The sequence below is a fragment of the Cellulosimicrobium cellulans genome (assembly GCF_007679345.1).
GTDB classification, from domain to species: domain Bacteria; phylum Actinomycetota; class Actinomycetes; order Actinomycetales; family Cellulomonadaceae; genus Cellulomonas; species Cellulomonas cellulans_A.
Map to the genome: position 1 here is coordinate 1 of NZ_VEGH01000002.1, position 11768 is coordinate 11768.

The following is an 11768-nucleotide window of genomic DNA, read 5'->3' on the forward strand; positions in this document are numbered from 1 at the left end:
GGGGGCGCCCCGCCGGGGGGGGGGGGGGGGGGGGGGGGGGGCGGGGGCCCGCGGAGCGGGGCGGGGCGGGGGCGCGTGGGGCGGGGCCGGGGCCCGCGGGGCGGGGCGGGGCGGCGGGGCGGGGCGGCGGGGCCCGCGCGCCCGCGGGGTCAGTCGTGCAGGGGGTCGAGGCCCAGGGGCGGGAACGCCACCCCGCGGGTGGCGCGGACGGCGCGGTCGACGTCGTCCGCCGGGTCGAAGCCGCCCGCCCACGACCGCCACGCCAGGGCCGCGCCGTCGGACATGGAGCCCGGCGCCTCCCGGCCGTACAGCGCGACGACCTGGTCCAGCCACGCCTGCGGCATCCGCGTCGCCGGGTCGACCGGGGCGTGCGCGGCGACCCCGAGCAGGTGCGTCCACGCCCGGGGCACGACGTCCACGACCGCGTACCCGCCGCCGCCGAGGGCCAGCCACCGCCCACCGGCCACCTCGTGCGCGAGGTCGTGCAGCCACGTCGACACCAGCCGCTGCGCGTCGACGGACACGTCCAGGTCGGCGATCGGGTCCTCGACGTGGGTGTCGCAGCCGTGCTGGGTGACGAGCACCTGGGGGGCGAACGCCCGGAGCACCGGCGGGACGACGGCGTCGATCGCGCGGAGCCACCCCGCGTCGCCGGTGTGGGACGGCAGCGCGAGGTTGACCGCGCTGCCGGGCGCCCCGCGGCCGCCGTTCTCGTCCGGGAACCCGGTGCCGGGGAACAGCGTCGCGCCGCTCTCGTGCACGGACACGGTGAGCACCCGGGGGTCGTCCCAGAACGCCCGCTGCACGCCGTCGCCGTGGTGCGCGTCGACGTCGACGTAGGCGACCCGCTCCGCGCCCGCGGCGAGCAGCGCGCGGATGGCCACCGCCGCGTCGTTGTAGACGCAGAACCCGGCCGCCGCCCCGGGCATCGCGTGGTGCATCCCGCCGAACAGGTTGACCGCGTGGTCCACGCGCCCCTCCCACACGGCGAGCGCGGCCTCGCGGCTGCCGGAGACGATCCGCGCCGCCGCCTCGTGCATGTGCGGGAAGACCGGGTCGTCCTCGGTGCCGATGCCGCGGGCGGGGTCGCCGGCACCACCGCCGGACGCGCGCCGCACGGCCGCCACGTACTCCGGCTCGTGGACGGTCTCGAGCTGCGCGTCGGTCGCCGGTTCGGCGCCGACCACCTCGACGCCCGCCCGGTCCAGCAGCCCGAGCGCCCGCGCGAGCCGCACCGTGAGGTCGAGCCGCAGGGGCGCCATCGGGTGCCCCGGGCCGAAGTCGTAGTCGAGGAGCTCGGGTGTCCACACCACGCGCACCCGGGCCGTCATGACCACACCGTAGCCGCTGACCAGCCGCACCCACCCGGGCGTGCCACAGTGGTGCTCCCCGCGCGCTCGCACGCACGGGCGCACGCGGCGGCGACCTGCCCCGCGCGCGGGCGCGGTGCACGGCAGGAGGGTGGATGGCACGGGGCCTCCCCGGGGTGCTCTGGTCGGGGCGCGAGCTCGTCGACCGGCTGGCCCGCCAGTCCCCCGCCCGGCTCGCGCTGGGCGTGTTCGCGTCGGTGATCGCGCTCTTCACGGCGCTGCTGTCCATGCCCTGGGCGACGGCGTCGGGCGAGCGCGCGCCGTTCGTCGACGCGTTCTTCACCGCGACGTCCGCCGTGTGCGTCACCGGGCTGGTCACCGTGGACACCGGCACGTACTGGTCGACCGCGGGCCAGGTCACGATCCTGGTCGGCATCCAGATCGGCGGCCTCGGCGTGATGACCCTGGCCTCGATCCTCGGCCTCGCGGTGTCCCGGCGGATCGGCCTCACCCAGAAGCTGCTCGTCACCTCGGAGACCAAGACCACCCGGCTGGGCGAGGTCGGCTCGCTGGTGCGGACCGTCATCGTCACGTCGGTGGTGCTCGAGGTGGCGATCGCGCTCGTGCTGATCCCGCGGCTCCGGATGCTCGGCGACGCCTGGGGCGAGGCGGTCTGGCACGGGGTGTTCTACGCGGTGTCGGCCTTCAACAACGCGGGCTTCATCCCGACGACCGAGGGCCTCGCGCCGTACGCCGCGGACTGGTGGGTGCTGCTGCCGATCATCGTCGGCGTGTTCATCGGCTCGCTCGGCTTCCCGGTGATCCTCAACATCGCGCGCACCTGGCGCCGCCCCCGCCGCTGGAACCTGCACTCCAAGCTCACCGTGACCACCAGCGTCGCGCTCGTCGCGTTCGGCGCGGTCGTCGTCGCGGCGTTCGAGTGGACCAACCCGAGGACGCTCGGCGGCATCGGCTGGAACGAGACCCTGCTCGCCGCGCTGTTCGCGGGGGTGATGCCGCGCTCCGGCGGGTTCTCCACGGTGAACGTCGCCGACATGCACGAGGGCACCTGGCTGCTGAACGACGCGCTGATGTTCGTCGGCGGCGGCTCCGCGTCGACCGCCGGCGGCATCAAGGTGACGACGCTCGCGGTGATGCTGCTGGCCATCGTCGCGGAGGCGCGCGGCGACCGGGACGTGGAGGCCTACGGGCGGCGCATCCCGCGCGAGGCCCTCCAGGTCGCCATCGCGGTGTCGCTCGTCAGCGCGACGATCGTCCTCACGGCCTGCCTGTTGCTGCTCGCGATCACCGGGCTGACCCTGGACGTGATCCTGTTCGAGGTGATCTCGGCGTTCGCCACCTGCGGGCTGTCCACCGGGATCACCGCCGACCTGCCCGACGCCGGCAAGTACGTGCTCGCCGTGCTCATGTTCATCGGCCGGACCGGCACGATGACGCTCGCCGCGGCCCTCGCGCTGCGGAGCCGTCGTCGGGTCGTCCGGTTCCCCGAGGAGAGGCCGATCATTGGATGACCTGACCCGCACCGGCGCGACCGGCCTGGGCCCGCTCGCGGGCGAGGGGAGGCCCGGCGGGCGCCGGGGAGACCGCGGCGCCCCCGAGGGCGCGCGCGCGAAGGGCCCCAAGCGCGAGGCCGGCATCCTCGTCATCGGCCTCGGCCGGTTCGGCTCCGCGATCGCCGCGACCCTCGACCGGCTCGGCCAGGACGTGCTGGCCGTCGAGCGGGACCCCGACCTGGTGGCGCAGTGGACCGGCCGCATCCCGCTGGTCGAGGCGGACGCCGCCAACCCCGAGGCGCTCGAGCAGGTCGGCGCGCGCGAGTTCTCCGTGGCCGTCGTCGGCGTCGGGTCGTACCTGGAGGCGTCGGTGCTCATCACCGGCAACCTCGTCGACATGGGCACGCCGCAGATCTGGGCCAAGGCGATCAGCACCGAGCACGCCCGCATCCTGCAGCGCATCGGCGCGCACCACGTGGTGCTGCCCGAGGCCGACGCGGGGTCCCGGGTCGCGCACCTGGTGTCCGGGAAGATGCTCGACTACATCGAGGTCGAGGACGGGTTCACCATCGTCAAGATGAAGCCGCCGCGCGAGACGCAGGGCTTCACGATCGGGCAGTCGAAGATCCGCGAGCGGTACGGGGTCACCGTCATCGGCGTGAAGAGCCCCGGGATCGACTTCGTGTACGCGACCCCCGAGACCCGGATCGCGGCGAACGACCTGCTGATCGTCTCGGGCCACGCGGAGCTGCTCGAGCGGTTCGCGGCGCGGCCGTGATCCCGGCGCCGGGGTGGCGCGGACCCGCCGCGCGCCCCGAGCCGGCGCCCGCCGGCCGCGACGCCGGGGCCGACACCGCGCCCGCGCCGCGGGACAGCCGCGGCCTGCTGCTCGCCGCGCTGCGCCGGGAGGACGGCCGGACCCAGGTCGAGCTGTGCCGCGCGACCGGCCTGGCGCCGGCGACCGTCTCCGCCGCCGTCGCCGCGCTGGCGGCCGAGGGCCTCGTGCGGGTGTCCCCGACGACCCGGTCCGGGCGACGGGCCACGCAGGTGCGGCTCGCGCCGGCGGGCGCGCTCGTCGGGGTGCACTGCTACCTCGACGAGGTCCGGGTCGTGCTCGACCTCGGCGACGGCGCGCCGGTCGAGGCGGCCGTGCCGCTGCGCGCGGCGACCGGTCCCGGGCAGCAGCCGGCCGAGCACGCCGTGCTCGCGGCCCGGGCGCTGCTGGACCGGGTGCTGCGGGACACCGGCACCGACCCCGCGTCGGTCGCCGCGGTCGGCGTCGGCGTCCCCGCGCCGGTCGAGGTGCGGACCGGGCGCGTCGCGGGGGCGGGGGTGCGCGCGGGCTGGGGCGGCATGGTCGCGGCGCCCGCGCTGCTCGCACCGGCGCCCGGGGTGCCGGTGCTGTTCGACAACGACGGCAACCTGGGCGCGCTCGCCGAGGCGCGGCTGGGCGCCGGCCGGGGGCGGTGGTCCGTCGTGCACGTCGCGCTGGGCGAGGGCGTGTCCGGCGGGGTCGTGGTCGGCGGCGAGGTGGTGCACGGGCGGACGGGCACCGCGGGCGAGCTCGGCCACCTGACGATCGACCCGGACGGTCCGGTGTGCTCGTGCGGCAACCGCGGCTGCCTGCAGGTGCTCGCGGGCGCGTCCGCGGTGCTGGACCTGCTCGCCGCGAGCCACGGGCGGCTGACCGTCGCGGAGCTGCTCGCGCAGGCGGCGGCCGGGGACCCGGGGTGCCGACGGGTGCTGTCCGACGTCGGGCGGCACCTCGGCACGGCGCTCGCCTCGGTGTGCACCGTGCTGGACCCGGACGTGCTGGTGGTCGGCGGGTCGCTCGCCGGGGCCGGGGACGTGCTGCTGGACCCGCTGCGCGAGGTGCTCGCCGAGCGCACCGCGGTGACCGCGGGTGCGGTCGTGGAGGTGGTCGCCGGGCGGCTGGGCGTCGGTGCGCCGGCGCGCGGCGCGCTGCTGCTGGCCCGGGACGCGGTGCTCGGGGGCGTCGGCGGCTGAGCCGCACGTCCGTGCACGTGTGCGGCAGCACGTCCCCCGGGGCTCATCCCGGGCCGGGGGATGCCGATGTATCCGGCAGGACAGGAGCGTCGCGCAGACCCGTAGGAGGTGACCGGTGCCGACCCGCACGACCACCCCCTCGGTGCCGACCCCCCGCGAGCCCGCGGGCGACGGCTCCGCCGTCGAGGCCCCCCTCGCCGGGCCGCCCGCCGGCCTGCCCGGCCCGGACGGCGGCCCGGGCCCCACGGTCGTCGTCGCGCCCCTCGACGCGTCGTCGGCCCCCGCTGCCCGGAGCCTCGCGCAGCGCCTGGCCGCGCTGGAGCAGGTGGGCGCCGTGCGCGGCGCGCCCGAGCCGCGGTTCGAGCGCGTCGTGCGCCTCGCCCGCCAGCTCTTCGACGTGCCCACGGCGTCCGTGTCGCTGGTCGGCGCCGGCGAGCCCGCCCCCGCCCCGATGGTCGTGCCCGCCGAGCTGGGCGGGACCGCCGTGCCCGCGACGGGCGCCGACGGCGGTGCCGTCCTCGAGGACCGGGGACCCGGCGCCCGGCTGCGGTTCTACGCGGAGCACCCGATGGTCGGCGGCGACGGCCGCCGGCTCGGCACGCTGTGCATCGCCGACACCCGGCCGCGCCGGTTCACCGCCGACCAGTCCGCACTGCTCCGCGACCTCGCGCACTGGGTGGCCAAGGAGCTGAGCGTCGACGCGGAGCTGGAACGCGCCCAGCAGGTGCAGATGGGCCTGCTCCCCCGCGAGTCCCCGCGCGTCGACGGCTACGAGCTGGCCGGCGCCTGCCTGCCGAGCAACCAGGTCGGCGGCGACTTCTACGACTGGTACCCCGCCGACGACGGGGTGGTGATCAGCCTCGCCGACGTCATGGGCAAGGGCCCCGCCGCCGCGATCCTGGCCGCCGCGGTGCGGGCCGTGCTGCGCGGGTCCGCCCAGGGCGAGGCGGTCGACCGCGCGATGCTCCAGGCGGGCGCCGTGCTGCACGCCGACCTGTCGGGCGCCGGGCTGTTCGCGACCGCGTTCCACGCCCGCCTGGAGGCGGCGACCGGCCGGGTCACCTACGCCGACGCGGGGCACGGCCTGACGCTCGTGGTGCGCGCCGACGGCACGTGGGAGCGGCTGGACGCGCTCGGCCTGCCGCTCGGCGTCACCGACGAGCCCACCCGCGCGCTGGGCGAGACGCACCTCGGGCCCGCGGACCTGCTCCTGACGTTCAGCGACGGGGTGCTCGACCTGTTCGACGGGTCGCTGCGCTGCGTGCCGCTGCTGGTGGGCGAGCTGCTCGACTGCCCGAGCGCCGAGGAGGCCGTGCAGCGCGTGCTGCGGCTCGCGGCGGTGAGCGAGGGCCGGCCGGACGACGTCACGGTCGTCGCGCTGCGCCGCGCGGCCTGAGCCGGGCCGATCGGATCCATCGGCACCGGCACGCCGGGGCGTGTCCGCACGAACGGGTCCATTCGCGCCTGCGGACGGGCGCGCGCGGGACGACCGCGCCCCGCGGACCTATCGTGAGGGCGTGACGGACGTGCAGCGCACCGGGGCCGACGCCGCGATCGGCGACTGCGGCCTCTACACCGGGGGCGAGCGGGTGCCCGGGCGGGTCCCGCTGCGGAAGGCCGCGCACGCCGCCGACGCCACCGACGGCTACGTCTGGGTCGGCCTGCGTGAGCCCACGGACACCGACATCGCCGAGGTCGCCGAGGAGTTCGCGCTGCCGCCGCTGGCCGTCGAGGACGCCGTGCACGCCCACCAGCGCCCCAAGCTCGAGATCTACGACGACGTCGTGTTCGCCGTGCTCAAGCCGGTCCGGTACGTCGACCACGTGGAGGTCGTCGAGGTCACCGAGATCGCGATGTTCCTCCGGCCGCAGGCGGTGGTCTCGGTCCGGCACGGCGAGGGCGGGGTGCTGCGCCAGGTGCGCGCCGAGCTCGACGCCGGCGTGCCCGCGGACGAGGACTTCGGTCCCGCCGGCGTGCTCTACCGGACCGCCGACCGCGTGGTGGACGCGTACGAGGTCGCGCTCGGCCACATCGACCTGGACGTCGACGAGATCGAGCTGCAGGTGTTCGGCCCCGGCGACGACGACCACTCCGAGCGGATCTACAAGCTCAAGCAGGAGGTCGCGGAGTTCCGCCGGGCGATGCTGCCCCTGCAGCGGCCGCTGGAGCGGCTGGCGGCGGGCGAGGTCCCGCACGTGCCCGCCGCGGCCGCGCCGTACTTCCGGGACGTGCACGACCACCTGCTGCGGGCCGTGGACCAGATCGAGGTCATCGACCGGCAGCTCACCGACGTGCTGCAGGCGAACACCGCGCGGGTCACCACCGGCCAGAGCCGGGTGGCGCTGCGGCAGAACGAGGACATGCGGAAGATCTCGGCGTGGGCGGCGATCGCGCTGGTCCCGACGGCGGTCGCCGGGATCTACGGGATGAACTTCGAGCACATGCCGGAGCTCGGCACGCGGTACGGCTACTTCGTGGTGCTCGCGGTCATCGCGGGCGCGTGCGTCGCGCTGCACCGCGCGTTCCGCCGCAACGGCTGGCTCTGACCCACCGGGTGGACCGGTGTCCCCCGCTCGGGACCCCGGACGCGACGAGGGCCGGGACCCGGGGTCTCCCCCCGCGTCCCGGCCCTCACCGGCCGTGCGCTGCGCCCGAGGTCAGCGGGCGGCGCCCGCGCGGCGCTTGTTGTAGATGTCGAACGCCACGGCCAGCAGGAGCACGAGGCCCTTGACGATCTGCTGCGTCGACTGCGGCACGCCCATCAGCTGCATGCCGTTGGACATGACGGCCATGATCAGACCACCGACCATGGCGCCGGTCACGCGGCCGACACCACCGGTCGTCGACGCGCCACCGATGAAGCAGGCGGCGATGGCGTCGAGCTCGAACATGTTGCCCGCGCCGGGCTGGGCGCCGTTGGAGCGGGACGAGTAGATCGCACCCGCGACACCGGCCAGGAAGCCCATGTTGACGAAGATCCAGAAGTTGACCTGCTTGACCTTCACGCCGGACAGCTGGGCGGCGTTGAGGTTGCCGCCGATCGCGTAGACGTGGCGGCCGAACACCGTGCGGGTGGTGACCGTGTTGTAGGCCAGGATCAGCACCGCGAGGATGATCAGCACGATCGGCAGGCCGCGCGAGTGCGCCAGCTGCCAGGCGAACGCCATGACGACGACCGCGATCGCGACGATCTTCAGGATGAACAGCGGCAGCGCCTCGACCGACTGCTGGTAGCGGACGCGGCCCATGCGGGACCGCCAGGCGGAGTACGCGTAGCCGACGATCGCGATCGCGGCGATGATCAGCGTGAAGGCGTCGTAGCCGTTGCCGCCGAGCAGGCCGTTGAGGAAGCCGCCCGCGACGCGCTGGTAGTCCGCCGGGAACGGCGACAGCGAGATGTTGTTCAGCACCTCGTAGGTGAGGCCGCGGAACAGCAGCATGCCGGCCAGGGTCACGATGAACGCCGGGATCCCGACGTACGCGACCCAGAAGCCCTGCCACGCGCCGACGAGCAGGCCCACCACGAGGGCGGCGAGGATGCCGACCCACCACGGCTGGCCGTTCTTGATCACCAGGATCGCGGACACCGCGCCGGTGAGCGCGACCACGGAGCCCACCGACAGGTCGATGTGGCCGCCGATGATGACGATCACCATGCCGATGGCCAGGATCAGGATGTACGAGTACTGCAGGACGATGTTGGTGATGTTGCCCGGTGCGAGCAGCACGCCGTCCGTGAGGATCGCGAAGAGCACGATGATCGCGACGAACGCGATGTAGATGCCACTCGTCCGCAGGTTCTTCGTGAAGATGTCCCGCAGGCCTTCCACAGCCGTCATCGAACCGTTTCCTTTTCCTTCGTCATGAGCTCCATGAGGCTCTCCGGGGTGGCGACCGCGCGCTCCTGCACGCCGGTGATCCGGCCGAACGCGAGGGTGTAGATGCGGTCGCAGATGCCCAGGAGCTCGGGCAGCTCGGAGGAGATGACCACGACGGCCTTCCCCGCGTCCGCGAGCTTGTTGATGATCGTGTAGATCTCGTACTTGGCACCGACGTCGATGCCGCGGGTCGGCTCGTCCAGGATCAGGACCTCGGGGTCCGTGTAGATCCACTTGGACAGCACGACCTTCTGCTGGTTGCCGCCCGACAGCTTGCCGGTCAGCGCCATGACGGTCGGCGACTTGATGTTCATGGACCGCCGGTACTCCTCGGCGACCTTGATCTCCTCGTTGCCGTTGACCCAGCCGGCCTTCGACAGCTTCGAGAGGGCCGCGGCCGAGATGTTCCGGCGGATGTCCTCGATCAGGTTGAGGCCGTAGGTCTTGCGGTCCTCGGTCGCGTACGCGAGCCCGTGGCCGATCGCCTCGCTGACCGAGCGGGTCTTGATCTCCTTGCCGTGCAGGAAGACCTTGCCCGTGACGTTGCGGCCGTAGGACCGGCCGAAGACGCTCATCGCGAGCTCGGTGCGGCCCGCGCCCATCAGGCCCGCGATGCCGACGATCTCGCCGGCGCGGACGTTGAAGGACGCCCCGTCGACGACCACGCGGCCCGGCTGCGTGGGGTGCTCGACGTGCCAGTCCACGACCCGGAACACCTCCTCGCCGATGTGCGAGACGTGCTCGGGGTACCGGTGCTCGAGGTCGCGGCCGACCATGCCCTTGATGATCCGGTCCTGGGTGACCTTGTCCTCGACCATGTCGAGGGTCTCGATCGTCTTGCCGTCCCGGATGATCGTCGTGGAGTTCGCGATCTCGGCGATCTCGTTGAGCTTGTGCGAGATCATGATCGACGTGATGCCCTGGCCCTGCAGGTGCCGCAGCAGGTTGAGCAGGTGCTCGGAGTCCGAGTCGTTGAGCGCCGCGGTGGGCTCGTCGAGGATGAGCAGCTTCACCTTCTTGGACAGCGCCTTGGCGATCTCCACGAGCTGCTGCTTGCCGACGCCGAGCTGGCCGATCGGGGTGGTCGGGTTCTCGTCGAGGCCGACCCGGGCGAGCAGCACGGCCGCCTCGGAGTTCGCCTGGTTCCAGTCGACGAGGCCGTGGCGCGCCCGCTCGTTCCCGAGGAAGATGTTCTCCGCGACCGAGAGGTACGGCACCAGAGCGAGCTCCTGGTGGATGATCACGATCCCCTTGTCCTCGGAGTCGTTGATCGAGGCGAACTCGACCGTCTCCCCGTCGAAGCGGATCTCCCCGTCGTAGGTGCCGTGCGGGTACACGCCCGACAGCACCTTCATGAGGGTGGACTTGCCGGCCCCGTTCTCCCCGCAGATCGCGTGGATCTCCCCGCGCTTGACGTTCAGGTTGACGTCCTGCAGCGCCTTGACCCCGGGAAAGGTCTTGGTGATGGAGTGCATTTCCAGGATGTGGTCGCTCATGCGGCCTCGACCGTCCTCAGTCGTGTCGGGCGATGGAACACGTCGCCGCGGGGCCGGCCGGCACGCGTGGTGCCGGCCGGCCCGCGTCGGTCACGCGGTGGGTCGGGAGGTCAGGAGGCCTGACCCGCCGCGACCTCCTCCTCGGTCCAGTAGCCCGAGTCGATGAGGAGCGACTGGATGTTGTCGGCGTAGACGATGTCCGACTCCAGCAGGTACGACGGGACGACCTTCACGCCGTTGTCGTAGTCCTCGGTGTTGTTCGCCTCGGGCTCGTCGCCGTCGAGGAAGGCCTGCGCCGAGACGACGGCCTGCTCCGCGAGCTTGCGGGTGTCCTTGAAGATCGTCGAGAACTGCACGCCGTCCTTGATGAGCTTCACGGAGGCGATCTCGGCGTCCTGGCCGGTCACGATCGGCAGGCCGGCCTCGATGCTGTCGCCGTAGCCGGCGTTCTGCAGCGCGGTGATGATGCCGCGGGAGATGCCGTCGTAGGGCGAGAGCACGCCGTCGACCTTCGAGCCGTCCGAGTACGTGGAGGTCAGCAGGTCCTCCATGCGCTTCTGGGCGGTCTCCTGCAGCCAGCGCAGGGTCGCGACCTGCTCGATCTCGGTCTGGCCCGACTTCACGACCAGCGTGCCGTTGTCGATGTACGGCTGCAGCGTGTCCATCGCGCCCTGGAAGAAGAAGTGCGCGTTGTTGTCGTCCAGCGAGCCGGCGAACAGCTCGATGTTGAACGGGCCGGCGGCGCCGGCCTCGGAGCCGTCCGCGTTGAGGATGCCCAGGCCGACGAGCAGCGAGGTGGCCTGCTGGACGCCGACGTTGTAGTTGTCGAACGTGACGTAGAAGTCGACGTTCTCGGTGTCGCGGATCAGGCGGTCGTACGCGATGACCGGGATGCCCTGGTCGGCGGCGGCCTGCAGCTGGTTGGCCAGCGCGGTGCCGTCGATCGAGGCGACGATCAGGAGGTCGGCGCCCTTCGTGATCATCTGGTCGATCTGCTGCGCCTGCGTCGGGATGTCGTCCGCCGCGTACTGCAGGTCGACCGTGTAGCCGGCCTCCTCGAGCTGGCTCTTCACGGCGTCGCCGTCGGCGATCCACCGCTCGGAGGTCTCGGTCGGCATCGCGACGCCGATCGTGAGGTCGCTGGGGTCCGCGTTGGTCTCGTCGCCCGTGGTGCTGCCGGCGCCGCCGCCGGAGCACGCCGCCAGGCCGAGCGCGAGAACGCCGCCGAGCGCGACGAACCGGATGCTCTTCATGTCCTTCTCCTCCTCGAGAGGGTTGCTGACCTCGTCGTCATGGGCGCGGATTCGCACCGTCGCCCGTCCTGCCCTGCGCCGCGTGCCGGGGTTGACCTCCCCGCCACCGGCGAGCACGTGCACACTCTCGCGGGCTTGACTTCAAGAAGTCAAGCCAAAGGAACGGGGCCCAGGTTGCAGATGGATAACGGTCGACGAGACCGGCCAGCAGTGGCGCGTCGCCGCAGGTCAGCGCCATTTTTCGCCACCTCGCCGGCCCGTCCGGTCACAGCAGGATCACCCGGCCGGCGCACCTGCTTGGGTTCGGTTC

The 11768-nt window shown here is 73.4% G+C and carries 9 protein-coding genes; 5 read left to right on the forward strand and 4 right to left on the reverse strand.

Going from position 1 to position 11768, the window contains the following annotated elements; translation table 11 throughout:
* Positions 1 to 149 precede the first annotated feature (149 nt).
* On the reverse strand, positions 150 to 1331 hold the full coding sequence (locus FS882_RS02355) for an acetoin utilization protein AcuC (protein WP_158370474.1): 1182 nt from the start codon (positions 1329 to 1331) through the stop codon (positions 150 to 152).
* Between the two features lie 134 nt (positions 1332 to 1465).
* On the opposite strand from FS882_RS02355, the gene FS882_RS02360 reads away from it, so the two are divergent.
* The 5 genes from FS882_RS02360 (at position 1466) to FS882_RS02380 (ending at position 7377) form a co-directional block, all read left to right on the forward strand.
* On the forward strand, positions 1466 to 2842 hold the full coding sequence (locus tag FS882_RS02360; RefSeq protein ID WP_158370478.1) for a TrkH family potassium uptake protein: 1377 nt from the start codon (positions 1466 to 1468) through the stop codon (positions 2840 to 2842).
* A 124-nt stretch (positions 2843 to 2966) separates the two neighbouring features.
* Complete coding sequence (locus tag FS882_RS02365; protein ID WP_158371161.1) at positions 2967 to 3602, forward strand: potassium channel family protein; 636 nt, start codon at positions 2967 to 2969, stop codon at positions 3600 to 3602.
* Entirely contained in the window at positions 3599 to 4831 is a 1233-nt protein-coding gene (locus FS882_RS02370) for an ROK family protein (protein ID WP_262348016.1), read from the forward strand. The genes FS882_RS02365 and FS882_RS02370 overlap by 4 nt, the downstream gene beginning before the upstream one ends.
* A gap of 115 nt (positions 4832 to 4946) precedes the next feature.
* The gene (locus FS882_RS02375) at positions 4947 to 6227 is read left to right on the forward strand and encodes a PP2C family protein-serine/threonine phosphatase (RefSeq protein ID WP_262348017.1); all 1281 of its coding nucleotides are present in this window, start codon (positions 4947 to 4949) and stop codon (positions 6225 to 6227) included.
* A gap of 121 nt (positions 6228 to 6348) precedes the next feature.
* Positions 6349 to 7377: a magnesium and cobalt transport protein CorA gene (locus tag FS882_RS02380; protein ID WP_222848105.1), complete on the forward strand. Its 1029-nt coding sequence runs from the start codon at positions 6349 to 6351 to the stop codon at positions 7375 to 7377.
* A 111-nt stretch (positions 7378 to 7488) separates the two neighbouring features.
* Here FS882_RS02380 and mmsB read toward each other — a convergent pair whose 3' ends face one another.
* From mmsB to chvE, 3 genes are all read right to left on the reverse strand, one after another.
* Entirely contained in the window at positions 7489 to 8670 is a 1182-nt protein-coding gene (gene mmsB, locus FS882_RS02385; protein ID WP_158370481.1) for a multiple monosaccharide ABC transporter permease, read from the reverse strand.
* Positions 8667 to 10205 (reverse strand): multiple monosaccharide ABC transporter ATP-binding protein, encoded by a 1539-nt coding sequence (gene mmsA / locus FS882_RS02390; protein WP_158370489.1) that lies wholly within the window; start codon positions 10203 to 10205, stop codon positions 8667 to 8669. Before mmsA ends, mmsB begins: the two co-directional genes overlap by 4 nt.
* Before the next feature lie 110 nt (positions 10206 to 10315).
* Complete coding sequence (gene chvE / locus FS882_RS02395; protein ID WP_158370491.1) at positions 10316 to 11458, reverse strand: multiple monosaccharide ABC transporter substrate-binding protein; 1143 nt, start codon at positions 11456 to 11458, stop codon at positions 10316 to 10318.
* Positions 11459 to 11768: the final 310 nt, after the last annotated feature.